The organism is Azonexus sp. (assembly GCF_049652925.1).
Classification (GTDB): domain Bacteria; phylum Pseudomonadota; class Gammaproteobacteria; order Burkholderiales; family Rhodocyclaceae; genus Azonexus.
Window position 1 is genome coordinate 60,432 of record NZ_JBASFI010000013.1, and the last position, 25,956, is coordinate 86,387.

The 25,956-nt window shown below is 60.8% G+C and carries 26 protein-coding genes and 1 tRNA gene; 6 read left to right on the forward strand and 21 right to left on the reverse strand.

Annotated features, from left to right (window positions below):
* Positions 1 to 39: 39 nt before the first annotated feature.
* The 12 genes from WBK19_RS05975 to WBK19_RS06030 form a co-directional block, all read right to left on the reverse strand.
* Positions 40 to 483, reverse strand: coding sequence for a hypothetical protein (locus tag WBK19_RS05975; protein WP_511287874.1), 444 nt, complete (start codon positions 481 to 483; stop codon positions 40 to 42).
* A gap of 105 nt (positions 484 to 588) precedes the next feature.
* On the reverse strand, positions 589 to 1,959 hold the full coding sequence (locus tag WBK19_RS05980) for a DUF3987 domain-containing protein (protein WP_511287876.1): 1,371 nt from the start codon (positions 1,957 to 1,959) through the stop codon (positions 589 to 591).
* A 118-nt stretch (positions 1,960 to 2,077) separates the two neighbouring features.
* Positions 2,078 to 2,524, reverse strand: a complete 447-nt coding sequence (locus tag WBK19_RS05985) for a hypothetical protein (protein ID WP_511287878.1) — start codon at positions 2,522 to 2,524, stop codon at positions 2,078 to 2,080.
* 180 nt (positions 2,525 to 2,704) lie between these two features.
* A complete protein-coding gene (locus WBK19_RS05990) occupies positions 2,705 to 3,196 on the reverse strand; it encodes a helix-turn-helix domain-containing protein (protein WP_511287880.1) in 492 nt (163 codons plus the stop codon).
* Positions 3,196 to 4,569 (reverse strand): tyrosine-type recombinase/integrase, encoded by a 1,374-nt coding sequence (locus tag WBK19_RS05995; protein WP_511287882.1) that lies wholly within the window; start codon positions 4,567 to 4,569, stop codon positions 3,196 to 3,198. The genes WBK19_RS05990 and WBK19_RS05995 overlap by 1 nt, the downstream gene beginning before the upstream one ends.
* A gap of 242 nt (positions 4,570 to 4,811) precedes the next feature.
* Positions 4,812 to 4,887, reverse strand: a tRNA-Phe gene (locus WBK19_RS06000).
* A gap of 64 nt (positions 4,888 to 4,951) precedes the next feature.
* Positions 4,952 to 6,457 (reverse strand): sensor histidine kinase, encoded by a 1,506-nt coding sequence (locus WBK19_RS06005; RefSeq protein ID WP_511287884.1) that lies wholly within the window; start codon positions 6,455 to 6,457, stop codon positions 4,952 to 4,954.
* Positions 6,435 to 7,106 (reverse strand): response regulator transcription factor, encoded by a 672-nt coding sequence (locus tag WBK19_RS06010; protein ID WP_511287886.1) that lies wholly within the window; start codon positions 7,104 to 7,106, stop codon positions 6,435 to 6,437. Before WBK19_RS06010 ends, WBK19_RS06005 begins: the two co-directional genes overlap by 23 nt.
* Before the next feature lie 355 nt (positions 7,107 to 7,461).
* Positions 7,462 to 9,141, reverse strand: coding sequence for a cation acetate symporter (locus WBK19_RS06015; protein WP_511287888.1), 1,680 nt, complete (start codon positions 9,139 to 9,141; stop codon positions 7,462 to 7,464).
* 1 nt (position 9,142) lies between these two features.
* Complete coding sequence (locus WBK19_RS06020; protein WP_511287890.1) at positions 9,143 to 9,451, reverse strand: DUF485 domain-containing protein; 309 nt, start codon at positions 9,449 to 9,451, stop codon at positions 9,143 to 9,145.
* 202 nt (positions 9,452 to 9,653) lie between these two features.
* Positions 9,654 to 11,306, reverse strand: coding sequence for a chaperonin GroEL (gene groL / locus WBK19_RS06025; protein ID WP_511287892.1), 1,653 nt, complete (start codon positions 11,304 to 11,306; stop codon positions 9,654 to 9,656).
* A 73-nt stretch (positions 11,307 to 11,379) separates the two neighbouring features.
* Positions 11,380 to 11,670, reverse strand: a complete 291-nt coding sequence (locus tag WBK19_RS06030) for a co-chaperone GroES (protein WP_028994852.1) — start codon at positions 11,668 to 11,670, stop codon at positions 11,380 to 11,382.
* Positions 11,671 to 12,014: 344 nt separating this feature from the next.
* Here WBK19_RS06030 and WBK19_RS06035 point away from each other — a divergent pair, with 344 nt between their 5' ends.
* The 4 genes from WBK19_RS06035 to WBK19_RS06050 are packed head-to-tail and all read left to right on the forward strand — an operon-like array spanning position 12,015 to position 16,804.
* Complete coding sequence (locus WBK19_RS06035) at positions 12,015 to 14,099, forward strand: methyl-accepting chemotaxis protein (RefSeq protein WP_511287894.1); 2,085 nt, start codon at positions 12,015 to 12,017, stop codon at positions 14,097 to 14,099.
* Between the two features lie 53 nt (positions 14,100 to 14,152).
* On the forward strand, positions 14,153 to 15,637 hold the full coding sequence (gene dacB / locus WBK19_RS06040; protein WP_511287896.1) for a D-alanyl-D-alanine carboxypeptidase/D-alanyl-D-alanine endopeptidase: 1,485 nt from the start codon (positions 14,153 to 14,155) through the stop codon (positions 15,635 to 15,637).
* On the forward strand, positions 15,630 to 16,331 hold the full coding sequence (locus WBK19_RS06045) for a hypothetical protein (RefSeq protein WP_511287898.1): 702 nt from the start codon (positions 15,630 to 15,632) through the stop codon (positions 16,329 to 16,331). Before dacB ends, WBK19_RS06045 begins: the two co-directional genes overlap by 8 nt.
* A gap of 20 nt (positions 16,332 to 16,351) precedes the next feature.
* On the forward strand, positions 16,352 to 16,804 hold the full coding sequence (locus WBK19_RS06050) for a DUF4149 domain-containing protein (protein ID WP_511287900.1): 453 nt from the start codon (positions 16,352 to 16,354) through the stop codon (positions 16,802 to 16,804).
* A gap of 6 nt (positions 16,805 to 16,810) precedes the next feature.
* Here WBK19_RS06050 and WBK19_RS06055 read toward each other — a convergent pair whose 3' ends face one another.
* Genes WBK19_RS06055 through WBK19_RS06090 form a run of 8 tightly spaced genes read right to left on the reverse strand, consistent with a single transcriptional unit; the run spans position 16,811 to position 23,817 of the window.
* Positions 16,811 to 18,736, reverse strand: a complete 1,926-nt coding sequence (locus WBK19_RS06055) for a response regulator (RefSeq protein ID WP_511287902.1) — start codon at positions 18,734 to 18,736, stop codon at positions 16,811 to 16,813.
* A 6-nt stretch (positions 18,737 to 18,742) separates the two neighbouring features.
* Positions 18,743 to 19,147 carry a DUF4870 family protein gene (locus WBK19_RS06060; protein WP_511287904.1) on the reverse strand — a complete coding sequence of 135 codons (405 nt, stop codon included), beginning with the start codon at positions 19,145 to 19,147 and terminating at the stop codon, positions 18,743 to 18,745.
* A 3-nt stretch (positions 19,148 to 19,150) separates the two neighbouring features.
* Positions 19,151 to 19,642 carry a GNAT family N-acetyltransferase gene (locus tag WBK19_RS06065; protein ID WP_511287906.1) on the reverse strand — a complete coding sequence of 164 codons (492 nt, stop codon included), beginning with the start codon at positions 19,640 to 19,642 and terminating at the stop codon, positions 19,151 to 19,153.
* Positions 19,639 to 21,102: a 4-hydroxy-3-polyprenylbenzoate decarboxylase gene (gene ubiD / locus WBK19_RS06070; protein ID WP_511287908.1), complete on the reverse strand. Its 1,464-nt coding sequence runs from the start codon at positions 21,100 to 21,102 to the stop codon at positions 19,639 to 19,641. The genes WBK19_RS06065 and ubiD overlap by 4 nt, the downstream gene beginning before the upstream one ends.
* Entirely contained in the window at positions 21,099 to 21,722 is a 624-nt protein-coding gene (locus tag WBK19_RS06075) for a cytochrome c (RefSeq protein ID WP_511287910.1), read from the reverse strand. Before WBK19_RS06075 ends, ubiD begins: the two co-directional genes overlap by 4 nt.
* The gene (locus tag WBK19_RS06080; RefSeq protein ID WP_511287912.1) at positions 21,719 to 22,141 is read right to left on the reverse strand and encodes a cytochrome C; all 423 of its coding nucleotides are present in this window, start codon (positions 22,139 to 22,141) and stop codon (positions 21,719 to 21,721) included. The genes WBK19_RS06075 and WBK19_RS06080 overlap by 4 nt, the downstream gene beginning before the upstream one ends.
* A complete protein-coding gene (gene ubiA / locus WBK19_RS06085; RefSeq protein WP_511287914.1) occupies positions 22,138 to 23,028 on the reverse strand; it encodes a 4-hydroxybenzoate octaprenyltransferase in 891 nt (296 codons plus the stop codon). Before ubiA ends, WBK19_RS06080 begins: the two co-directional genes overlap by 4 nt.
* A 27-nt stretch (positions 23,029 to 23,055) precedes the next feature.
* The gene (locus tag WBK19_RS06090) at positions 23,056 to 23,817 is read right to left on the reverse strand and encodes a hypothetical protein (RefSeq protein WP_511287916.1); all 762 of its coding nucleotides are present in this window, start codon (positions 23,815 to 23,817) and stop codon (positions 23,056 to 23,058) included.
* Positions 23,818 to 24,065: 248 nt separating this feature from the next.
* On the opposite strand from WBK19_RS06090, the gene WBK19_RS06095 reads away from it, so the two are divergent.
* On the forward strand, positions 24,066 to 24,401 hold the full coding sequence (locus tag WBK19_RS06095; protein WP_511287918.1) for a J domain-containing protein: 336 nt from the start codon (positions 24,066 to 24,068) through the stop codon (positions 24,399 to 24,401).
* 34 nt (positions 24,402 to 24,435) lie between these two features.
* Here WBK19_RS06095 and WBK19_RS06100 read toward each other — a convergent pair whose 3' ends face one another.
* Positions 24,436 to 25,467, reverse strand: a complete 1,032-nt coding sequence (locus WBK19_RS06100; protein WP_511287920.1) for an extracellular catalytic domain type 1 short-chain-length polyhydroxyalkanoate depolymerase — start codon at positions 25,465 to 25,467, stop codon at positions 24,436 to 24,438.
* Between the two features lie 211 nt (positions 25,468 to 25,678).
* Here WBK19_RS06100 and WBK19_RS06105 point away from each other — a divergent pair, with 211 nt between their 5' ends.
* A complete protein-coding gene (locus tag WBK19_RS06105) occupies positions 25,679 to 25,864 on the forward strand; it encodes a CsbD family protein (RefSeq protein ID WP_511287922.1) in 186 nt (61 codons plus the stop codon).
* The last annotated feature ends 92 nt before the right edge of the window (positions 25,865 to 25,956 follow it).

Consider the following 25,956-nt stretch of genomic DNA (forward strand, 5'->3'; position numbering starts at 1 on the left):
CTGGACATGCCGGCATGAAACCCAGGACTGACCGCCAAACTAGATGCAACGCGCTAACCGTCGGCGGGTTGAGCTACCGGCAAAGGATGCGAACGCCACTATCGCTGCCGAAATCACGGGCTTGCAGAGCGGCAGCTTCGCGCGCAACCCATCGATACAGGCCTGGAGATACACGGTTTTGGGAACGGGCAAGGCTCTCGCCTGCCGCTCCTGGCCGGTATATTCATCGCGGAGGGCCAGCGTCCTGGCGATAACCTCACACTCCGGAATCATGGACGCAATCCAACAACACTCGCGAACGCTAAGCAGCCCGGCTGTTCGCACCTCGACCATCACGTCCGGCAACAGGCGAGTGCTGCCATCGGGTAACGAAATCTGCTCAGCCACCAACTCATAGCCAAGTAGGTTGAACTGCAGTGCCGCCAAAAATACACGGGCATATATTTCACAATCAGCACGAAACGTCAGGTCAACAGGTTTCATCAGCAACATCCAGTGTCTCAAAGGGGGTTTCGCCGGTTTCGCCGTGCCGCCCCATAACGTCGTACAAAACGGACGGCACGCCTACATCCGGTCCACAAAGGCGTATCAGTCTTGCGGTAGCCGGTAGTAACGCCGTGTCGGCCGTCCGGTGCCACGTGTCTGCTCCACCCGCAAGACACCACCATCAACAAAGCGCTGCAGTTGGGACTCAATGACGTTAACAAACCGATAACCCGACAAATTCAATTTGGCGACGTCACGCACGGTAAACCCGTTCAGGATTCCCGACTCAATGCGTTGCCGAAGGGGGTCATAAACCGACTCCTGACAGTCCTCTTCGCTGCAACGCAACGCTTTATGGACCGTACTCGCGTAAAAATCCGCCAACTTGATAGCACGCAGCATCGACTCGGCCGATACCGGCGGCAGTGATTGCTCTTCACCAATAGTTGCCAGGGTACTGAGATGGTCAATCAACGCCAGCGCCGGCACGAGACGGCTATGTTTCTGCAAATACGTAGCGACTTTGGGGTCCGCACAGGCCGTCTCGTTCGACAACCACCACTCCCGGTAGAGGGCAAATGCCTCGTCACTGGTTCGCAAATACGGAATATCGCCCACCAGACAATGCTTGGCGTAGTCGTAGGTACACAGCCAACGCAACACCCGCTGATACGTGGCCTTGGCTTGCGTATCTTCGGCAACATCGGCGAAGCCCCGAGGACTGAACTCGGGGAAGGCCAGGAGCAAAAACCGTTGTGCCAGTCCATCTTGCTGGTTTTTTTGCCCCAAGTAGGTTTTTAGCAACGCGGGTTGAATCGTACCAATCACGCTCAGACACAAGCGCTCAACTTGGTTGGTGCCCCGGGCAATACGCTCCAGGCGGTAGGCGTCGAGTCCATTCCACCCTTGAAGATAGAGCTGGCGCTCCCCTTCGCGACCGCTCCTATAAAACGTCGCAAACAGTCCAGAAATCTCATCCCGGACGACCAGCAGTCCCCCTTTCTGGTGGCTGAGTATCTCAACCAGTTTTTCTCCCGTCGCATCATTCGTCGTCAAGCGCGGGGCGTCGGACCAAGTCTCCAATAACTCCTTTTCGAGTTTTTGATAAGGGCTGACTGCGGCCGACATGCAGGGGCTTTTTCCGGAACTGGGCTCGCCGACGCACAGACACCAGAGGTTGGGCACGATGGTCCACGGGTCATTTTTTTTGACCGCAATCCCGCAGCGGGTCCCGATGGCCGCCCCCATCACGCACAGCACACTGCTTACGACATATTCGATGGGAGCAGGAATACGTGCGGCCACGTTGTCACAAAAAGCACGAATGGCCGGCGGTATGGCCGCCAGGTCGAGCACCGGCTGGTCGACGTTGCGCAGTATATCGTCGCTGGCCTCGAGGGCCGCCGATTCCTCCAAGGAGGTTTTCCAGCTGTCATGCCGGGGTGTAGAAAATTCAAATGCAAGTTGGCTCATCAGTTTCTCCATCAGTGAATGAAGAGACGTATAGCCACCCGCACGAACTTTCCAATCTTTTTGGCCGCTTTTGCCCCTACACGGCGAAACCGGCGAAACCGGCGTAATCCCCTGGCACTTAATGCTCTGGACTGACTGGCCTGTCACCGGCCAGAGGGGGCTTTTCCCCTTGCGACACCATATAGAGCGCGCGCAACGCCGCATCGCCGTAGGACGTGCCATGCGCCAGCACATCGTCCAGCACACAAACCACGTCGTCGCCACAGACCATAAAACTGGCGCCGGCCGCCTGAACGTCGGCCAGCGCCTGGTATAAAACAACTTCATAGGGAACGATGTCGACCTGCTGCCGCTCACTGACGTAGACACGGACCACGCCTTGCGCTGGGTCATAAACCGAAAATGCCGTCTCGGGTGCCCCGAGAACGGCAACCCCTGTCGACCTGAACAATTGGTACAAGGCGGCAAGCGGCATCAGGGGATAATTGGCCGACGCGCTGCCCTCCGCCGGCTCCGGCTGGTGCGTTGCCAACAATGCCTTTATCGCGTCCTTCAGCGCTCCCATACTCATTGCTCCCATTGATGTCTGAGCGGTATTTTCAGAGCCATTGCAAGGGCAGGCAACACACTTTGCCGCCGGAAAACGATATTAGCTGGCGGCTAAGTAGTCCTTTTCCAGCAGTAAATATTCTTTGCTCGCAGCTAAATTGCCACGAGCAAAGCCGATTTGCCGGGGGCAATCGCCCTACGGCGGTGAAGAAGTTACGCTTTGGCTGGCCGCGGGGAGTTCGGGAAACAGACATTGCTGCGCCGCGGATTCATAGAGCCGAATCACCAGCCATTGCACCGGTTTCGGCAGGCCGACGAGCTGCGCCTTGTTCACCTGCGCCACCTCTCCCCATCGCGAGCAGGCCACGATGGCCAATGCCGCCTGCATCAACTCGAGCTCACTGCACTCATCGCTAAAAAAGTCGGCCGATGTCAGGTGTCCGGACAGCACCATGCACCGAACCATCGGCTGCTGCAGAAACTCAGCACAGCGGCGCAAGCTCGCCAGGGATAACGCGGAGACCGGTTTGTCACCGGTGAACAACTGAGACAGGTACGGCGGGCTGATGTCCAGGTGTTCAGCCAACTCCCGCCGCGACAACGAACGCCGGATACGTTGCTGCTCCAGTGCTTGGAGCAAAGTCGGGCCCTCGGCACTCCCCTTTATCGTACGCGTTAGCCAGCTCATCACGCGCTCCGCCGGTACTGGGCAAACGACAGCACGTTCGCCGGCAAAGGACTGACGTCGGCCGCAAGCAAGTCCACCTTTGCCGGCGCCAACTCTTCGGACAAGGCTTCCTTGTCCATCATCCGCGCAACCATTTCGGCGGAAATCTGCACGTAGCGTGCCGCCATTTTGTCGGTCTTGTGGCCCGTGATGGTTTTGACGACGAAGATGTCGCCGTTGAACTGGATGGCATAGCGCGTCGCGGCAGTCCGGCGCAAATCGTGGATATGGGCGTTTTCGACCCCTGCCGCCGCGCAGGCCACCGTCCAGGCTTTCTTCAGGGCTTCGTAGCTCGTCCGAAAAATCCGGCCGCTCTCTGCCGCGGCTTGCCACTTTTCACGGTGCTCACGACGCGTCACGGTCTCGCTCCGCTGCCTGACCGCCGCCCGCAGTTCGCGCAAAATCCCAAGGGCGACGTTGGAAAGCGGCACTTCACGCGGTCCCGCTTTGGCATCACGGAGATGCAGGACTTTTCTATCCCAGTCGACATCCTCCCAACGTGCACGCTCAATCGGTTCGGACACACGGGTGGCAGTTTCCAGCATAAACAGGGCGAGGGGCAAGACATAGACATTGTCGTAGCGAGCCAGTTGCTCGCAGATGCGCTCGAACTCAGCATTGCTCAGAATGCGGGTCCTGACGTTATCGACCGTCGGCACATTGACGCCGGTCGCGGGGTTCACGGTATTACTGTCCCAATGCCAGACTTTTTTGGCATGGTTAAAGAACCGCCGCAACTCCGCTCGTTCCAGTTCAATGCTGGCCGGTGCGACCCCGGTGTCTTTCAACGCAATGATGAGCGCATTGACGTGATAGGTCTGGATGGCGCCCACTTTCATACACCCCAGCCGAGCTCGCGCTTGTTGGAGAGACAGCTTGCTTTTCGCCTGGCCGTCGCGATGCGCCCGCAGGCTGTTCGGTATGGCACGTTCCGGCTGGTCGACGAAAGAGAGGTCCCAGCATCGGATGCCACGCTTCGCCTTCGCGGCAGCATCAGCGGCGGTCACCTGGGAACCCGACACCGGCACAAACGGCGCTAGTTTGATTACCGGCAGGTGGCCAGCCCGGAGATAGTTATTGACGCGTTGCGCGTCCTGGCGGGCACCTTTTCTGTACGGCAGGCACTCGCGGGCATAATCGGACAGGGCGATGGCCAGCGAGGTCCGCTCGGGTCCCAAACGCGCGGGTTTGCCGTCACGGTCGATGATGGCTTGCTGTTCCCGCAGGTAATCGTCGGCTTTGCGGGTGCTGGAAAAACCGCCCTTGTAGATGGTGACGCCCTTGTATTGGGCGCGGATGGACCAGCCCTTGCCCTCACGATACGCCTTAGCCATGGTGACCTCCCAGGCGGCAAGCGAAACTGGGGGAAGACAGGGATACTTCAAAAAAGGTAACCATTACACAACTCCATAAAGTAAGGAGCTGCGTATAGCGACGTCGCCTATTTTTTCGCGGTCACGCAAAAAACTTCGTTAAGGCGCAGTCACACGCAATGGCGCACCCATAGACTTGCAGAAAAGTCGCAGATAAAAGCAAAAAGCCCACCGGAGAGGTGGGCTAAGTGCTTGAATCTGGGTGGTGGCCAATCGCGGAATCGAACCACGGACACGCGGATTTTCAATCCGCTGCTCTACCAACTGAGCTAATTGGCCAAACGAGGGCGCATTATAGCGATGTCACCGCTCCTCCGCAACCAGCACAGGCGTTTTTGAGGACTCAGGTCCCGATCGGCGGGGATTGCCGGTAGAGCTCGGAAAAATCGTCCGGCGGAGGCATTGGCGGAACCGGCGGATGCCAGGCGGCAAAAGCCACCCGCGCCACGGCACCACGGCGATTGGGATTGGGTCGCAGGCTGGCCCGCGAGTCGTGCTGCATGGCGATTTCCTGAACGATGGCTAGGCCGAGACCGCTGCCCTCGGTGGTGGCATCGTCCACACGATAGAATCGCTCGAAGACGAGTTCGGCCTGCTCTTCACTGATGCCGACCCCGTTGTCCTCGACCTCCAGCAGCACGGTCGCCTGGTTGACGAGAATGCGGCAGGTGACGTGCCCGCCGCTGGGGGTGTAGCGCAGGGCGTTGTCGAGCAGGTTCTTGGCGAGTTCCTGCAACAGGAATGAATTGCCGACAATCATCGCAGGTTTGTCGGATTCAAAGCCGAGATCGATGTTTTTCTCGATGGCGACCGGCACCCAGTCGCTGACGACGTCGCGGATCAAATCGGCGAGATCGAGTGGTTCATGCTTTTGCTGGGTAACTTCGCCGCCTTCGGTGCGGGCCAGGGTCAGCAACTGGTTGATCAATCGGCCGGCCCGGTCCACGCCGGTGGCGATCTGGCGGAGGGCATGGCGCAGGGCTTCGGGGTCCGTTTCCCGGATGGCAAACTGCGCCTGGGTCTTGAGGCCGGTGAGTGGGGTGCGCATCTGGTGGGCGGCATCGGCGACGAAGCGCTGCTGGGCCGAAACGCTGCGTTTCATGCGATCGAGCATTTCGTTGAAGGCTTCGACCAACGGCTCCAGCTCTTCGGGAACACGCCGGGTGGCGATCGGCGAGAGGTCATCCGGCTCGCGCGCCTCGATGGTCTGGCGCAGGCGGGTCAGCGGACGCAGGCCGCGCGACAGACCGAACCAGACGAGCATGACGGCAAGCGGAATGATGATGAACTGCGGCAGGATCACGCTGGCGACGATCTTGTTGGCGAGCTGACTGCGTTTTTCGGTGGTCTCGCCAACTTCGATGAGCACCCACTGCGCCTTGGCCATTTGCGGCTCGGCCAGGTAGGTGTAGGCCATGCGCAGGTCCTGGCCCTTGAAATCGGCATCGCGCATGTAGACCTCGCCGGGCATGATCGAGTCATCCGGCAGCGCTACCGCCCCCGGCAAATCCTTGTCGCCAGCCAGCAGTTTTCCGCCGCCGGCGAGCACATGAAAATAGACGCTATCGGTTTCGTCGGCCCGCAACATGGCCCGGGCAGAGGCCGGCAGGGATAGCAGAGGCTTGCCATTGACCAGTTTGACCTGCCGCGCAATGGCCGTGACGTGCTCACGCAATGCCTGATCGTAGGGGTAATTGGCGACGTTGTTGGCGAAGTAATGGGTGAAGGCAATGCTGAGCGGCCAGACAAACAGCAGGGGCGCCAGCATCCAGTCGAGAATCTCGCCAAACAGCGAGCGCTCGGTTTCGGACGCCGGGGCGTGCGGGCTACTCGCTCTGGGGTCGCTCAAGGCAGTAACCCAGGCCACGTACGGTAGCGATCTTCACGCCGCCGGCTTCAATTTTCTTGCGCAGCCGATGGACGTAGACCTCGATGGCGTTGTGACTGACTTCTTCGCCCCAGCCGCAAAGGTGGTCGACCAGTTGGTCCTTGCTGACCAGACGGCCCATGCGACTGAGTAGAACTTCGAGCAGCCCGACTTCGCGGGCCGAAAGGTCGAGCACCTCGCCATGGATCTGCGCCACCCGACCGACCTGATCGTAGCTCAGCGCACCGCACTGAATGGTCGGCGAGGTGCCAGCCGAACGACGGGTCAGCGCGCGCACTCGCGCTTCCAGTTCGGGCAGCTCGAAGGGCTTGACCATGTAGTCGTCAGCGCCAAGGTCCAGGCCTTTGACGCGGTCGCCCGTACCGTCGAGGGCGGTGAGAATCAGCACCGGCAGTTGCGAATTGCGCGATCGAATACGCTTGAGCAGGTCAAGCCCGGAAAGCTTGGGCAAGCCGAGATCGAGGATGAGCAGATCGTAGGAAACCGTGAGCAGCGCGGTGTCCGCATCGAGGCCATTGGGGGCCCAGTCTACGGCGTATCCACCCTGACGCAGCGAGCGGGAAAGTCCATCAGCGATGATGGTGTCGTCTTCAGCAATAAGAATGCGCATGTGTTGGTTTGGGCCTGTGACCGCGTAAGATTTCTGTAAGCCTGTCGCATTATTCTGTTTGGGCTGTTCTCCTTTTATGGTCTTTGGAGTACGCGGTTCAGACCGCTACTCAGGGGGTTGCCCGACCTGCACTGGGCAATCCCCTACCGTTTTTTCCTCACCCAAGCTTCGCAGTCTATCAAATAAACCGCCCTGCGATTTCCGCAGTGCACAAGCACGTCCGCGTTTTCACGATGGCTGCTTCGGCTGGTCGCGAATTATCGTTTGCCACGGTCAACCGGAAAAACCGCTCAAAATCGAAGACGAAAAAAAGCCCGGGCAAGCCCGGGCTTTTTGCTGACGATTGCTCGTCTGATTAGTGACCGCTGGCGCCGGAAGCACCCAGACCGGTTTCCGAACGCAGTTGCTGCGACGGATACAGGGCACGTTCCTTTTGGGCCTGAGCGGAGTTGTCCAGAATGGACACCAGCCAGATCGTGAAGAACGCAGCAGACATCGAGAAGATGGCAGCCGAGTTGTACGGGAACCAGGCGGAGCCCTTCGGGTTGTGCATGACAGCTTCCCAGACGCTGGCGGAGCCAATCGTCAGGACCACGGCCGAGGCCAGACCGACGAAGCCACCGACCACGGCACCACGGGTCGTGCAGTTCTTCCACAGCACGGACATGAAGAGCACCGGGAAGTTGGAAGAGCAGGCGATGACGAAGGCCAGCATCACCATGTAGGCAACGTTTTCCTTTTCGAAGGCGATACCCAGAACCACAGCCAGAACGCCGAGGCAAACGGTGGTGATCTTGGAAACGCGCAGTTCGGACTCGGAAGAGCAGCCCTTGGCGAAGACGGAAGCGTACAGGTCATGCGACACGGCGGAAGCGCCGGACAGCGTCAGACCAGCCACAACAGCCAGGATGGTTGCGAAGGCCACGGCCGAGATGAAGCCGAGGAACAGGTCACCACCAACAGCCTTGGCCAGATGCACAGCAGCCATGTTGCCGCCGCCCTTCAGACCCTTGGCCAGTTCGCCGCCGACGTAGAAGTCGCCCGGATTCTGGATCAGGTTGGTGATAGCGCCGAAACCGATGATGAAGGTCAGGATGTAGAAGTAACCGATCCAGGTGGTTGCCCAGGCAACCGACTTGCGGGCTTCCTTAGCGTTCGGCACGGTGAAGAAGCGCATCAGGATGTGCGGCAGACCAGCGGTACCGAACATCAGGGCCATACCGACCGAGATCGCGGAGACCGGATCCTTGATCAGGGCGCCCGGCGACATCAGTGCGTCATGCTTGGAGTGCACTTCAACAGCCTTGGTGAACAGCGCTTCCGGCGAGAAGCCGAATTGCAGCAGAACCGAGACAGCCATGAAGGTAGCACCGCCGAGGAGCATACAGGCCTTGATGATCTGCACCCAGGTGGTTGCAGTCATGCCGCCGAACAGCACGTACATCATCATGACGGAACCGACCAGGATTTCAGCGTAGAGGTATTCCATGCCGAAGAGCACCTTGATCAGCTGACCGGCACCGACCATCTGCGCAATCATGTAGAAGGCGACGATAACCAGGGAAGCGGAAGCAGCAAAGATGCGGACCGGGGTCTGGGCGAAACGGTAGGAAGCCACGTCAGCGAACGTGAACTTGCCGAGGTTGCGCAGACGCTCAGCCATCAGGAAGGTGATGACCGGCCAACCGACCAGCCAGCCGATCGAGAAGATCAGGCCGTCGAAGCCGTTTGCAAACACAAGACCGGAAATACCCAGGAAGGACGCGGCAGACATGTAGTCGCCAGCGATTGCCAGGCCGTTCTGGAAGCCGGTGATACCACCACCGCCGGTATAGAAGTCAGCCGCCGACTTGGTCTTGGAAGCAGCCCACTTGGTGATGTAGAGCGTGCCGCCGACGAAGATGGCGAACATGACGATGGCCGTCCAGTTGGTGGCCTGCTTTTGGGTTTCGCCGAGGTCGGCACCAGCGGCGATGGCGCCACCGGCAACGGCCAGCGCCAGAAGGCCGGCGAGAATTTGAGTGAATTTATTCATCTTACTTCTGTGCCTCCTTGATGAGGGCTTCGTTGATCGCGTCGAACTCGGAGTTGGCGCGGCGAACGTAGACCCAGGTCAGGACGATGGTGAAGGCGATAACGGCAACGCCGATCGGCACACCGATACTCATCGTGTAACCCTCGCCGATTTTCTTGGCCAGGAATTCTTTGTCGAAGGCGACCAGCAGAATGAAGCCGTAGTAAGCGGCGGCACTGACGATAGCCATAATGATGGAGTACTTGCTGCGCATGGCAACAAACTCCAGAAATTTCGGATTAGCTGTAACCCGATCAAGTACGTCTTGCATTGATTTGCTCCTCAGATTTTGTTTATAGAGGCATTGCTGCGGATCGTAATTTAGGCGCGGCGTCTTACAGCTAACTTACAGACAGTTACAAAAGCCATAGCGCAGATCAAAGCAATTTCAGGCGACAACTCAGGCCGAGCCCTGAAAGCAAAAAGCCCCGCACAAGGCGGGGCTCTTCAAAGCGGTAAGGCTTGGCGGGGAATTACATTCCCATGCCGCCCATGCCGCCCATACCACCCATGCCGCCCATGTCAGGCATGCCGCCGGCCGGCTTGTCTTCAGCCAGTTCAGCAACCATGCATTCGGTGGTCAGCATCAGGCCGGCGATGGACGCGGCGTTCTGCAGTGCGGTGCGGGTCACCTTGGTCGGATCGAGCACGCCCATTTCAACCATGTCGCCGTATTCGCCGGTGGCAGCGTTGTAACCGAAGTTACCCTTGCCACGCTGGACCTTGTCGACCACGACGGACGGCTCGTCACCGGAGTTGGCAACGATTTCGCGGAGCGGCTGCTCCATGGCGCGCAGAACGATCTTGATACCGGCATCCTGATCATGGTTGTCACCCTTGAGCTTGCCAACGGCAGCACGGGCACGGATCAGGGCAACGCCGCCGCCGGCGACAACGCCTTCTTCAACCGCAGCACGGGTAGCGTGCAGGGCATCTTCAACGCGGGCCTTCTTTTCCTTCATTTCGACTTCGGTTGCGGCACCAACCTTGATGACGGCAACGCCACCAGCCAGCTTGGCAACACGTTCCTGGAGCTTTTCCTTGTCGTAATCGGAAGTCGCTTCGTCGATCTGGATGCGGATCTGCTTGACGCGCGCCTGAATGATGTCAGCTTCGCCAGCACCGTCGATGATGATGGTGTTTTCCTTGGAAACTTCGATGCGCTTGGCCTGGCCCAGATCCTTGAGGACAGCCTTTTCCAGCGACAGACCGGTTTCTTCGGCGATGACGGTACCGCCGGTCAGGATGGCGATATCTTCGAGCATGGCCTTGCGACGATCGCCAAAGCCCGGGGCCTTGACGGCAACGGTCTTCAGGATGCCACGGATGTTGTTGACGACCAGAGTTGCCAGCGCTTCGCCATCGACATCTTCAGCGATGATGAGCAGCGGACGGCCGGCCTTGGCAACTTGTTCGAGGATCGGCAGCAGGTCGCGGATGTTGGAAATCTTCTTGTCGTAAAGCAGGACAAACGGGTTTTCCATCAGCGCTTGCTGCTTGTCGCCGTTATTGATGAAGTACGGGGACAGGTAACCACGGTCGAACTGCATGCCTTCGACGACGTCGAGTTCGTTGGCCAGGGACTTGCCATCTTCAACGGTGATGACGCCTTCCTTGCCGACCTTTTCCATGGCATTGGCGATGATTTCGCCGATGTCAGCATCGGAGTTGGCAGAAATCGAGCCAACCTGGGCGATTTCCTTGGTGGTTGTGCACGGCTTGGAGAAGGACTTCAGCTCGGCGATCGTGGCGATCACGGCCTTGTCGATACCGCGCTTGAGATCCATCGGGTTCATGCCGGCGGCAACGTACTTCATGCCTTCGCGGACGATGGCCTGGGCCAGAACGGTCGCGGTCGTGGTGCCGTCACCAGCGATGTCGGAGGTCTTGGAAGCGACTTCCTTGACCATCTGGGCGCCCATGTTGGCGAACTTGTCTTTCAGTTCGATTTCCTTGGCGACGGAAACGCCGTCCTTGGTGACCGTCGGGCCACCGTAGGAACGCTCGAGCACAACATTGCGGCCCTTGGGACCGAGGGTGACCTTGACTGCGTCAGCCAGGACATTGATGCCTTCGACCATGCGGGCGCGGGCGGAATCACCGAATTTGACTTCTTTAGCTGCCATTTAATAGCTCCTGAATTTTGATCATTTTTCCGGTTGACCGTGGGATCAACCGTCATTTCGAGGGATGCAGAAATTACTTCTGCAGAACACCCATGATGTCTTCTTCACGCATGACCAGGACTTCCTGACCATCGACCTTGACAGCCTGGCCGGCATACTTGCCGAACAGAACGCGGTCGCCAACCTTGACGTCCAGGGCGATCTGCTTGCCGTTGTCGTCGCGCTTGCCCGGGCCGACGGCCAGGATTTCGCCCTGATCCGGCTTTTCGCCAGCGGAATCGGGAATGACGATGCCGGATGCAGTGGTGCGCTCGGCTTCAACGCGCTTGACGATCACTCGGTCGTGCAAAGGACGGATATTCATAAATCTGACTCCTGAAATTGAATTGCAACACACGGAAAATAGGCCGACCACGCCTGAACGTGGATTCGGGACCGGAGCGGGCGGGTTGTTAGCACTCGTATCCGGTGAGTGCTAATAATAGGGGCGAGGAACCGCTATTTCAAGGGTGAGGCCTGATTTTTTTGTACCGACCTGCGCCGCCCCGACGACTCAGTTGCCTGCAATAACGTTGCCGACACCCTGGATTCAGTCAATACGGAATCTCGCGGCATATGCCTTTGGTAATAAAATGCTGGGCACCGCCATAGGTTTTTGGTATTTTTGCAACAATAAACAAAAAGCAATACCCCCAACAAGGCAAAACAGTGAAAAACAACCAACCAGTTACCCAAAGAGAAGTCCCCTTCCCGTCGGATTGTTATCTGGTCTCAAAAACTGACTTGAAGGGCTGCATCACCTACGCCAACGACGCCTTTGTCGAAATCAGCGGCTTTAGCCGCGCCGAACTGATCGGCAGCAGCCACAACATCGTCCGCCACCCGGACATGCCGATGGCAGCATTTGCCGACCTCTGGCAGACCGTCAAGGGCGGCCTGCCATGGCGCGGCGCGGTCAAGAATCGCTGCCGGAATGGCGACTATTACTGGGTTGAGGCCTTCGTCGTTCCGCTCAAGAAAAATGGCGAAATCACCGGCTACATGTCGGTACGCACCCCGCTGGCGGCAGACAAGAAGGCCGCCGCTGAAGCTCTTTACCGGGCCACCGGCGCGGCCGGCAAATTGCCGGTGACAACCAAGCGCAGCATCCAGCTGGCCCCTCGCCTGTGGGGTGCGATGGGCATACTGGTCGCCTTGATGGGACTGATCGGCTTCTTTGGCCTGCGCAGCCTGGCAGGGACGGATCAGGCGCTGAATGCGATGTACCGCGAGAATCTATTGCCGTCCAACACGGTCAATCGCATGACCTTCCTGCTCGCTGACAACCGCTCGCAGATCATGCTCGCCTTGCAGCACGACCCGACGAACCCTTTTGCCAAGATGCACGATCACCCGCTCGATCTGCATATCAATGCGACCCTGAAAAATCGCGATGAAATCAACGGTCTGCTCGAGACCTTGAAGAAGCAGACGCTGACCGACACCCAGAAAGCCCTGCTCGACAAATTTGGCGAAAGCCGCGAAAAGTTCTCGAAAGAGGGCGTCAACGCGGCGCGGAGCCTGCTGGCAGAAGGCAAATTCCATGAAACCAACGTGGTCCTGCTGACCAAGATCAACCCGCTATACGCCGAGTTACGGCACAACGCCGAAGCCTTGATCCAGCAATTGAGCAGCGATGCCGAGGCGCGTTACATCGCGGCAGAAACGGAATATGCCTCGGTCCGCAACATGAGCATCGGGCTGATCGCCTTTGCCCTGCTCATCACGCTGATCGGCGGCAGCCTGCTGGTCCGCTCCATCGTCGCACCGCTGCGCAAGGCCAACACCCACTTCGACCGGATCAGCGAAGGCAAGCTGACCGACGAAATCGACATTTCCGGTCGCGACGAATTGGGCTTCCTGCTCTGCAACCTGGGCATCATGCAAGGCACCATCAAGGCCATGCTCGACGAGATCAGCACGGCGGCAAGAAGCATCGACCGGCGCAGCAACCAGCTTGAGCAGCAGATGAGCCAGGTCTCGGCGCAGTCCGTACAGCAGCAGGCCAGTGTCGAAGGGGTCGCCGCGGCCACCGAAGAGTTCAGCCAGTCGGTGCAGGAAGTGGCCGCCAATGCCGAGGAAACAGCGTCGGCAGCCCGCGACTCGCAGAACCAGGTCAAACAGAGCAATGCCAACATCAGCCAGAGCATGGCGGCAACGACCCGCGTCGTCGAAGCTGTGACCGCCTCGAACTCGACGATCGACCAGCTCAACCAGTCGATTGCCAAGATCGGCGACATCACCCGCGTCATTGCCGACATCGCCAGCCAGACCAACCTGCTTGCCCTCAATGCCGCCATCGAAGCGGCCCGGGCCGGCGAACAGGGCCGCGGCTTCGCCGTCGTTGCCGACGAAGTACGCAAGCTGGCCGAACGGACGACAACATCGACCGCCGATATCAACAACACGGTCAACGAAATCCAGTCGGTCACCGCCCAGGCCGTGGCCAGCATGGATCTGGCCGCCAAAGAGGTGGAAACCGGCATCGGCAAGTTGCGCGAGAGCGTCGCCGGCCTCGAAGGCATCACCAACTCGTCCAGCCAGGTCTCGCTGATGGCCAGCCAGATCTCCGATGCCGCCCGCCAACAAGGTGTTGCCAGCGAGGAAGTAGCCGGCAGCATGCAGCAGATCACCGACCTGATCGAGCAGAACACGCAGTCGGCCCAGAGCGCGAAGTCGATTGCCGAAGAGTTGCTCAGCACCTCGCACCAGCTCGAAGTCCTGATCTCTTCCTTCGAGCTATATCGGCGCTGACCGGCTACTCGCAACGACTACAATGGGGGCTTCCGAGCCCCCATTTTTTCGCCATGACTCTGCTCCAGCCCGGCCCAGCACCACACCCGACTGCCTGTCGCAAGCTGCGGCAAGCCTTTGGTTTGCTCGCACTGCTAACGGCGTCCGGGCTGGCCAGTGCTGATCTGCCGCCAACCGTCTTGCAAGCATTGAAGGCAGCGCAGATTCCGGCCGCCAGCGTCGCCGTCGTCGTCCAGCCGGTTGATGCCGGCGCACCGCTGGTCGCCCACAACGCCAGCCGCGCTATGAACCCGGCTTCGGTCATGAAGCTGGTCACCACCTACGCCGCGCTCGACCTGCTCGGCCCGGCTTTCACGTGGAAAACCACGGCGTGGACCGAGACTTCCACGGTCGACGGGAATTTAAGCGGAAATTTGTACATCCGCGGCAGCGGCGACCCGCGCTTCGCGATCGAACACCTGACCGCCCTGCTCCGCCAGATTCAGGTGCGCGGCATCCGCCGGATCGACGGCGACGTCGTGCTCGACCGCAGCGTTTTCAACATCCTGGCCATCGACCCCGGCGCCTTCGACGACAAGCCGATGCGCCCCTACAACGTCGGGCCGGACGGTTTTCTGCTCAATTTCCGCGCCCTGCGCTTCACCTTGCAACCGGACAACGGCAAGCCGCGCATCCTCATGGAGACGCCGAGCGAGGGCCTGCGCGTCGACAATCAATTGCGCACCAGCAACAACGAGTGCGGCAGCAACTGGAAGGATTTGATCAGCGTTCGGCTGATTCCCGAAAACAACGGCAACCGGCTGGAATTCACCGGCAGCTACGCCGCGCTGTGTGGCGAAAAACCCCTGAGCCTGTCGCCGCTGCCGGCCGAAGCCCAGACCAGCGGCCTGATCCGCGCGCTGTGGAAGGAACTCGGCGGCACCTTGAATGGGCAGGTGCGCGCCGGCAGCGTGCCGGTCGGCGCCAGGCTGCTCACCCAGCACGAATCGGCGCCGCTGGCCGACGCCGTGCGCGACATCAACAAGTTCAGCAACAACGTCATGGCCCGCCAGGTTTTCCTGACCATCGGCAATGATTCCGCCCCTGCCACCGCCGAACGCGCCCGCCAGCGTATCGCCGACTGGCTGGCGGCCCGCAATCTGCGCTTTGGCGAACTGGTCCTCGACAACGGTTCCGGCCTGTCACGCATCGAGCGGATCAGCGCCGACAGCCTCAACCGCCTGCTGCTCGACGCCTGGAAAAGCCCGGTGATGCCAGAGTTCGTCTCGAGCATGCCCATTGTCGGCATCGATGGCACGATGAAAAAACGTCTCAACGGCTCCGACGCCACCGGTCGCGCCCACATCAAGACCGGCACGCTGGACGGCGTCAAGGCGGCCGCCGGCTATGCCCTCGATGGCCAGGGCCGGCGCCATGCCGTCACTTTCCTGATCAACCACCCGCGTGCCCAGGCCGGCAGCGCGGCAATCGATGCCCTGCTCGTCTGGGTCGCCCAGCGCCGGGTCGGCGAGAAAATGCCGGTACTCGAAAATGAGTGAGTGCCCGGCTTTTCCGGGCGAGGCGTTGGCCGAGGCCGGCCTCAACCGGCAGTTCGTCTTCGATCTGAGTGGTTTGCCGGAAGAAACGCGAAAAACCCTGGGCGACACGACCGGCTTCCGCCAGCTCATCTTGCTCGGCCACGCCGGCCGGCGGCTTTGGGAGCGTGTGCAGGCGGCCGGGATGGCCAGCGAACACCCTATCGACGACTACACGGTGCGCACCGTCGAAGCCTGGCTGGCCGAACAGCTGGCCGGCCGGACCTACCGCATCCTGTATCCAGGCCAGCAGCCGGTCGGTTTGCAGGCGCTCGGCAAACTGGCTGGCTGGCACCACGCCTCGCCTTTCATGGTCGGCCTCGATGCCGAGTGGGGCAGCTGGTACGCCTACCGGGCAGCCGTCCTGATCGACTTTCAATTTCAGCCGTTTTTTCCGGTTGACCGTGGGAATCCCTGTATCGACTGCGCAACGACGCCTTGCATTACCGCCTGCCCGGCCGAGGCGCTGGCCGGCGGCCGGTTCAATCTGCTAGCCTGCAGCGGCTACCGCCTGCAGGCCGAATCCCCTTGCGCCGAAGGCTGCCTGGCCCGCCAGGCCTGCCCGGTCGGTGCCGAACATCGCTACGAGGCGACGCTGATCGCCCACAGCTACCGCCGGTCGCTAGCCATGCTCCGGCAATACCTCAATCAACCCTGACCAATCGATTGGAATCCACCATGCGCTCGACACTTCTCTTTCTGCACCTCGCCGGCGTCATCGTCTGGATCGGCGGCATGTTCTTCGCCCATTTCTGCCTGCGCCCGGTGGCCGCCGAACAACTCCCGCCCCCCCAGCGCCTGCCGCTGCTGGCCGGCGTGCTCGGCAAATTTTTCAGGATTGTCGCGGTAGCGATTGCCCTGATCCTGCTCTCCGGCATCGCGCGCATGCTCAATGTCGGCTTTGCCAACGCCCCGCTCCACTGGCACGTCATGCTGAGCAGCGGTCTGGTCATGACCATCATCTTCGTCGATATCGCGCTGCGCCATTTCGCCAGGCTGCAGGCCGGCGTGGCGGCTCAGGACTGGCCAGCAGCCGGGGCGGCGATGAACACCATCCGCCAGCGGGTCGCACTCAATCTGGGTTTGGGCGTGGCGACAGTGGCCATCGCCAGTTTCGGCGTTAATTTTTAGGAAATGTCAGCCGGGCCGGGCGCCGGCCAGCCAATGCAGCAGCTTGATGTAAAGCACATCCGGATCCAGCGGCTTGGTCATGAAGTCGTCCATCCCGGCATCGAGACAGGCTTGCCTGTCCTCGGCGAAGGCGTCGGCCGTCATGGCCAGAATGGGCACGGACATGCCGTTGGGCAGGCCACGAATCTGGCGAGTTGCCGCCCGGCCGTCGAGCCTCGGTAACTGGACGTCCATCAGGATCGCGTCGTAACGGGTCTGTCTGACGCGCTCGACCGCGTTGAGGCCGTCTTCGGCCACATCGACCGAGAGCAGCACACCTTCGAGCAGCTCTTCAACGATTTCGCGATTGATCTCGTTGTCTTCGACGAGCAGGATCAATTTGCCGGCCTGAGTCTTGCGCAGGGCGGACTCGCAGCTCGAGCCGGAATCGGGAGATTCGGCGGCGGCCAGCGTGGCGGGCAAAACGCCAACGGCAAGACGGACGGTGAACCAGAAGGTGCTGCCGACGCCTTCAACGCTCTCGCAACCGGCATCGCCGCCCATCAACCGGGCCAGCCGCCGGGTGATGACCAAGCCCAGCCCGGTGCCGCCATGCACCCGGGAGGTCGAATTGTCGGCCTGCTCAAAGGCCGCAAACAGCCGCCCCTGCGCCTCGGGCGACAAGCCGATCCCGGTGTCGGACACCTCGAACCTGAGCAGCGCGCCGGCCGGCCCGTTGTCCAGCAGGCGGCAGCGCAGGCGTACCTCGCCGGCTTTGGTGAACTTGATCGCATTCGTCGCGTAATTGAGCACAGCCTGGCGAATCCGCGTCGGGTCGCCCTTCAGGGGCGGAAAGGCACCACCAGGCTCGATGACCAGCGCGAGTGACTTGGCGGCAGCGTCATCGGCAAGAACGGCGGCCACCTCGCTCAGAATGGCGGCGGGCGAAACGGTGATCGACTCCAGCGTCAGGTGATCCGATTCAATTTTGGACAGGCTCAGAATGTCGTTGATGATGCTCATCAGATGCTTGCCGGCGCTGTCGATCTTGTTGAGTCGATCCGACTGTTCGGGCGTCACGCCATGGCGCTTGAGCAGGTAAACCATGCCCGAAACGGCATTGAGCGGCGTGCGTATTTCGTGGCTCATGTTGGCCAGGAAGGCGCTCTTGGCCCGATTGGCCGATTCGGCTGCCTCCTTGGCTTGCGACAACTCCACGGTTCTGGCCTCGACCAGTTTTTCGAGGTTCTGGCGATAACTCAGCAACTCGGCCTCTGCCCGCTTGCGTTCCAGCACCTCACCAACCAGTCGGGCATTGGCTTCGATGGAAGAGCGCACCCAGCGCGAATTGAGCAGCGCCTTTTTGGGAATCATCACCCCCCAGAGCAGGGTAACGGCAAACATCAAGGCCGAGAGTGAGTCCGCCCCCTGCAGCGCGCGGGAAAGAAAATAAATGGACAGCGGCACCAGCGTCACGGCAATCATCGTCAGATAAAACGACGGAACAGCGGCGTAACCCATGGAGGCCACCGTGACCATCGAACTCATCAGCACGAACAGAAAAACCAGTGAAACGTCGCTCGGATTCTCCGGCATCAGGAAGATCGTGGCCCCGTAAGTGATCGAGATCAGAATCCCCATGCGGAAGCGCATGCGGAGAAACCCGTTCGCGTTTTCCGGGGTCAGGCCGACCTTTCTGACGTACCTTTCATAGATCGCCACGGCACTCGTCATGAGCACCAGCACGGCGAACCAGGCCGCACAAATTTCCGCCGCAGTACCGGCCTTGTGCAAAACCACGGCAAAAATGGCGCCGCCCAGCAGGATACCCACCATGTTGCCGACGGCATGACCGAAAAACGTCTCGGTACGGACCAGCCGAATGCGCTCCTCGACGCTCAGCGGCCGCGTATCGTCAGCCAGATTCTCGTCGGGCGGCAGAAAGGGCTGCATCGTCGATCAGCCGACGGGCCGCACGCCGAACAACGCAATCCAGCCACGCACGACCCGATAAGCCACCCACAGGCCGAGGATGGCGATCAACATCCAGGCTAGCGGGATGCCGATGATGGTGATGACGAGCAGTCCGTAGAAAATCAGTCCGAGGAAAGTGAACCAGAAGGTGCGGATCTGCCAGCGGAAGTGGCTTTCCAGCCAGGTGCCGTTGACGTCGCTGCGCTTGAGGTAGTTGAGAAAGACCGCGCACAGCGACGGCAGGCCGAAGACGAAACCACCTGCCACCGTCGCTGCCGAGGTAATGCCAATGAGCACGGCAATGGCGTGCAGGCCGTAGATGAAATGGGTGAGCTGGACGAGCGATGGACGAACGCCCTGCAAATCGGGCTGGGGAACGGGCTCCTGCATGGTTCAGACCTCCGGAAGAATTTTCTGCATGAGCAGCGCATTGCCGGCTGCCGGGTCGAGGACATACGGCGCGTAGCCGGCCTGTTGGTAGGAGGCCATCGCCCGCGTGTTGTTGGACAGCACTTCGAGCGTCAGCTTGCAGCAACCGAGCCGGCGGGCGCGTTCTTCGGCCCAGGCGAGCAAGGCCTGACCAATGCCCTGGCCGCGCAGACCTTTGAGCACGACGATGTCGTGAACATTGAGCAGCGGCAGCGCGGCGAAGGTGGAAAAACCGGCGAAGCAGTCGATCAGGCCGACCGCCCGGCCATCGAGCCAGGCCAGCGCGCCGTGGAAGCCGGGCACCTCGCGCATGGTGCGGACAAGATTGAGCTTGGCGTAATCGGACAGGCCATCGCCGCCACCCATCGGATCCTGAGCGTAGTGATCGAGCAGGCCGAGCCAGATTTCAGCCTGAGCCAGATCGGACAAGTCGAGCGGAACGACTTTGACGGTCATAGTCCGAGATCGCTCCACATGGCGTCGACCTTCTTCTTCACACCGTCATCCATGACTATCGGCCGCCCCCATTCGCGCGTCGTTTCGCCGGGCCACTTGTTGGTCGCGTCGAGCCCCATCTTGGAACCGAGACCGGCCACCGGGCTGGCGAAATCGAGATAATCGATCGGCGTGTTATCGACCAGCGTCGTGTCGCGCGTCGCGTCCATGCGCGTCGTCATCGCCCAGACCACTTCCTTCCAGTCGCGGATGTCGATGTCGTCATCAACCACGATGATCGTCTTGGTATACATGAACTGGCGCAGGAAGCTCCAGATGCCGAACATGATGCGCTTGGCGTGGCCGGGGTAAGCCTTCTTGATGCTGACGATGGCCATCCGGTACGAGCAGCCTTCCGGCGGCAGGTAGAAATCGACGATTTCCGGGTACTGCTTCTGCAACAGCGGCACGAAGACTTCATTGAGCGCGACGCCCAATACGGCCGGCTCGTCGGGCGGCTTGCCGGTGTAGGTGCTGTGGTAGATCGGGTTCTTGCGCATGGTCATGCGCTCGATGGTGAATACCGGGAACTCGGCCTGCTCGTTGTAGTAGCCGGTGTGGTCGCCGTACGGCCCTTCGAGCGCCATTTCGCCGGGATGAATGACGCCTTCGAGGACGATTTCGGCCGAAGCGGGCACTTGCAAAGCCGAGCCCAGGCATTTGGTCAGTTCGGTCTTGGCGCCGCGCAGCAGGCCGGCGAACTGGTATTCGGAGAGCGAATCGGGGACCGGCGTCACGGCGCCAAGGATGGTCGCCGGGTCGCAGCCGAGCACGACGGCGATCGGGAACGGCTGCCCCGGATTGGCCAGTTGAAACTCGCGAAAATCCAGCGCCCCGCCACGATGCGCCAGCCAGCGCATGATCACCTTGTTCGGCCCAAGCACCTGCTGGCGGTAGATGCCGAGGTTCTGCCGGTTCTTGTGCGGACCTTTGGTGACGACCAGGCCCCAGGTGATCAGCGGCGCGATGTCGCCCGGCCAGCAATGCTGGATCGGCAACTTGGCCAAATCAACATCCTTGCCCTCCCAGACGATTTCCTGACAGGGCGCCGACGACACCGTTTTCGGCGCCATGTTCATGACCTGCTTCAAGATCGGCAGCTTGTCCCAGGCATCTTTCAAACCTTTGGGCGGCTCGGGTTCCTTCAAGTAAGCCAGCAGCTTGCCGACTTCGCGCAGCGCCTGCACCGACTCCTCGCCCATGCCCAGCGCCACCCGTTTCGGCGTGCCGAACAGGTTGGCGAGAACCGGAATGCTGTGGCCCTTCGGTTTTTCAAAAAGGATGGCCGGACCTTCGGCGCGCAGCACGCGGTCGCAGATTTCGGTCATTTCGAGGCGGGTATCGACCTCGACGCCGACGCGTTTCAATTCGCCGGTTTTTTCCAGTTGCGACATGAAGTCGCGCAAGTCGTGATATTTCATCGGATTCGGTAAGCCTGGTGACATTGGGCACAACTGCCGGTCAATTGCGGCAGCATGGCGGTGGCGGTATGTTGGTCGCCGGTCAGGGCGACGGTGGCAAAATCGCTGGCTGCCTTGTAGCCATCGAGCGCCAGTGTTTGCATTTCCTGCGGCATGTATTGTTCGGGCTGCGCCGACTTCGGCAACCGGGAGTGGTTGCCCCATAGCGCCACACCGAGACGTATCTGGGCAATCTGGCCGGCTTCTACCACCTGGCCGTCGCGCATCCGTTGCAGGACGCTATCGAGCGCTGACATCCGGTCGCGCATTTCAGCCCGCATGGCCAGTCGCGCCGGTGATGGCATCCTGATCAGCTCGCGTTCGTCGTTTGCGTTGTCTGGCTTTGCCGGCGTGGAAACCGGCGCTGGCTGGACTTTCTTTGCCTGCACCAACTTCGGGCTCGACGGGGACGGGGATTGCGTCACCTTTTTCACCACCACTGTCTTTTTGACCGCCGCCATCTTTTTTACTGCAACCGTCTTTTTGACCGACACCGCCTTCTTGGCCGTCGCTGTCGTACCGAGCGCCCCCGGCGCCAGCACGACGCAGGCCAGGCCGAGGAAGACGGCGGCAGGTTTCATCGCGTGCGATACGAAAAGTGGCAACCGACGCAGGCTGCCGTCAAGTTGGGCAGCAGGGCCAGCGCCTTGTCGCGGTCGCCGGTCTTGGCGACGGCGGCAAATTCGCTGGCCGCCTTGTGCCCATCCATGCCGATGCCGTGCATGGCCGGCGGCATGTGCGGGCCGGGCCGGGCGTCAAAAGGCTTGCCGCGATGCTTGCCCATGGCCGCCTGGCCAAGCTTGGCCTCAGCCGCCTCGCCTGCCTCCCGGACCTTGCCGGCGGCCATCAGCAACAACACCTCATTGACCGCGACGAGATTGTCGAGCATCTCCTGACGCAGCGACTCCTGCGCCAGCTCGGGCAATTTGACCAGTTGGCGGGTGTCTTCGGCGAATGCCACGGTCGACAGGAAAAACAGGGCACAAATGAAAGCCTTCATCCAAAGCTCCTTCCCGAGACCACAAAGTCGACGACGATGCCAACGAAAATCACCAGGCCGACCCAGTTATTGTGCAGGAATGCCTTGAAGCAGAGCATGCGATCGCGGCCGCGAATCCAGGTGTAATGGACGCCCATGATGTTGGCGGCGACGACCAGTCCGGCGTAGAAGGCGAGGCCGAGATTCAGCGACCAGCCAACCCAGCCGATGATCGCCAGCGTCGCCGCATAACAGGCCATCACTGCCGCCACGTCAAAGCGACCGAAGGTTATTGCCGAGGTCTTGATGCCGATTTTCAGGTCATCCGCGCGGTCGACCATGGCGTATTCGGTGTCATAGGCGACTGCCCAAAAGACATTGGCGAGCAGCAGCCACCAGGCTTCGGCCGGCACGCCGCCGACCTGCGCCGCGTAGGCCATCGGGATGCCGAAGCCGAAGGCAATGCCGAGATAGGCCTGCGGAATGGCCAGAAAGCGTTTGGTAAATGGATAGCTGGCGGCCAGGAAAAGCGCCGGCACCGACAGCCAGATGACCAGCTGGTTGCCAAGCAGCAGGACCAGCGCGAAGGACAGCAGCGACAGCCCGGCAAAGAGTGCCAATGCCTCCTTGGTCGTCACCTTGCCGGCGGTCAGCGGGCGCTCTTTGGTCCGCTCGACATGCTTGTCGAATTCACGGTCGGCGTAGTCGTTGATGACGCAGCCGGCCGAGCGCATGAGTACGGTGCCCAGAACGAAAATCCACAACACCCACCAGTTGGGCCGGCCCAGCGCCGACAGCCACAACGCCCACAGCGTCGGCCAAAGCAGCAGCAGGATGCCAATCGGCTTGTCGAGCCGCATGAGCTTTTCGTAGAGGTCGAGCTTTTCCTTGAGGGCGGGCCAGTTCATCGCGGGATTTTACCTTGGTGACAAGGTTCAGGTGGCGCTATGCCGACTCGCCTGCTGCCAAGCCACCACCGCCTGCCCGGCGTGGGCGAGGATGGCCTGGTAGCGCTCGGCGGGCAGGGCGTGGCGCAGGGAGGCGAAAAGCTGTTGCGTACCGTCCTGGGCGAGCGGCGATTTCGGCGCCAGATCGGAGAGCAGCGAAATCTGGATATTGGCCAGCGCATCGGCCAGCAGGCGCCAGCCGAGTTCCGGCATCTGTTCGTTGAGGGCAACCATCATGCTGCCCAGCGGCAGGACGATGCCCTGCACCTGCTCGGCCGTTTCGCAAGCGGCCATGGCATGCCACAAGGCGAGGTGGATGCCGCGGCGCAGATCGACCTTGAAGTCGATGACATCGGACTCAACATCGTTGATCTGCTCGAAATACTGCTGGAAGAGCGTGTCCTCACGCGCATCGAGCCGGGTGCGCAGGCCGCCGATCAGTGCCGTCAGCGAGTGGATGGCCTCAAGATTGAACGCCTGCGTGTAGGCCAGACCCCATTGGTCGAGGCCGCTGATCAGCATGGCCAGACGCAGCGCCCGCGCCTCGTCGCTGGCCCCGGCCCGGCACCAGTCGAAGCAGTGCGCCGCCACTTCGCCGAGCACCGCCACATCCGGCGCCGCATCGACCGTCGCCGCCTGACGAAAAGCCCCGGCGAAAACATCCTGCACCATGCGCGCCGCCAGCCACTGGGTATCGGCGCTGGCCAGCTTGGCGAGTTGATCGGCGGGAATTTGGGCGGCTGTCGTCATGGCGAATCGAATTGAGGGGAAAACGCTATTTTAACGGGAGGCCACGGCCCTGAGCCGGAATGCCACGGTCAACCGGAAAAACTGACCAAAAATCAAATGCTGCGGATGGCCTCAAATATCGGGCACTATGCGAGCTAGCGAACAGACGGACATGCACAGCCGAGTAGCTTGGAAGCTATGGCGACAGCTGCACCTATCCACGACAGGCGACATCCAGCAAAGCGGACCGCCACTCGAAGGAGAAATCAATGAAGCGCGAGAACCATTACTTGACCCTGCGTGTTGATCGGTGCGCCTCGTGCGCCGAGATCAAGTCGGCTTTCCGGAGCCTCGCCCAGCGCTTTCATCCCGATGTCACCACGGACCGCGATGGCGAACGGAAATTCAAGGATGTCGCTGAAGCTTACAGAACGCTCAAAGGCCACGATTCCCGGGTGGCTTACGACCATCAGATAAAAAACCGTTGCGCCGAAAACAGGGCGCTAAAAATGGCCGCGCCGAATATGAGCGCCTTCAATTGGGGCTTGAGCCTGATGCAATATTTTTCATGGTTCTGGCTGCATCCGGGAAGCGACCCCGACTGATCATCCTGCCGGCCATCGTGACGAAAATCCACGACTAATCAGCCGCCCTGGCGAATTGCCGGGCGATGAAGGACCAGATCATCCGTGAGGCATCCGGGCCTTTGGGGTCGCTGTAAGAATGCCCCGCGGCGCCGCCACTCCAGGCGTGACCAAGGCGCTCGACTTCGCACAGCGTGGCAATTAGCCGGCCGCTTTTTCGATAATCGGTGATCATCGCCGCATAACGAGCCCCACGCTGCACCCGGCGCGGCGTGCTGGCCCGGGCGCCAACCCGTTCGCCCCAGCGCATGGCCGCTTCGGCGCCATTCCCCGGGGCCACCACGTGATCGGCGGCGCCGTGGATGACCAGCAAGGCGGGCAGCCTGACGTCGGGCGGAATGGCCGGCAGTGGCGAGGTCGTCACGCTTTGCCCGAACATCGCCTTGATTGCGCCGGCCGACGAGTGGGCGACGCCCGGCGCGATTCCCGAGTGCATGGCGATGGCGCGAAAGCGTTCCGGATGATGCGTCGCCAGCAACACGGCCATGCCGGCTCCGGCGGAAATTCCGGCCAGGGCAACACGGCGGCGGTCGATGGCTTGCGTCAGGCAAACCTGTTCGATGGCGGCGCTGATTGAATTGGCTTCGGCTTGCGCCCTGCCTGTGCGGGTGTCGTACCAGTTCCAGCAGCCCTGCACGTTCGACAGCCGATCCTGCTCGGGATAGAGCACGAAAAAGCGCTCGCGGGCGGCAATCGTGTTCATCCGGCTGCTGGCGGCCAGCGCTTCGGCATCCTGCCCGCAGCCGTGCAGCATGACCAGCAAGGGCAGACTCTCGTTGCGGCGCACGCCTGGCGGCTTGTAGAGCCGGTAGCGGCGCGGACCGGCGGTGCCGATGGCCAGCCCCGTCGTCCAGTTGGCCGATGGCGCAATCGTTTTCTTGGCCGGCAGTCGTTTGGCCACCAATGGCGCCGCCCGCATGCCCTCCTTGAGGGCCTTGGTGCCGACGCGCATGGCCGTCCGCGTCATGGTCTTCAATACGCTCTGGAATGATCGGCTCCAGGCCGGTTTTCGTGTGCGCCTTGCCATTGTTTTCCTCCTCGATCAGGTTCGACCTGCCGCCCGATTATCGAGCCAAGTCCTCTTTGTCTGCGTCGGCTCCCGAACATTTGGCGAGCCTGTTCGCTATGGGCGCCAGCGCACCGATTTGCGGAAGCAGCCGGCCTACTCTCGCCATTCGGGTGCCGGATTGCATTTCGACGCCCCCCACCTAAATCAATTTCAATACCAGGAGCACACCATGAACAAGGATCAAGCCAAGGGTCGTCTCGAAGAAGCCAAGGGCAAAGTCAAGGAAGTCGCCGGCAACCTCGTCGGCAACGACGATCTGGAACTGAAAGGAAAGATTCAGAAATCAGGAGGCAAAGCCCAGGCCGCCTTCGGCGATCTGAAAGAAGACCTCAAGGATGCCGTCAAGGGCAAATAAGCGTTTGAAGCCCTGGTCAAACCGACGGCCAGGGCTAATTCCAGTCTGCCCGGCAAGCTGAAACGCAATCCCACGGTCAACCGGAAAAATTG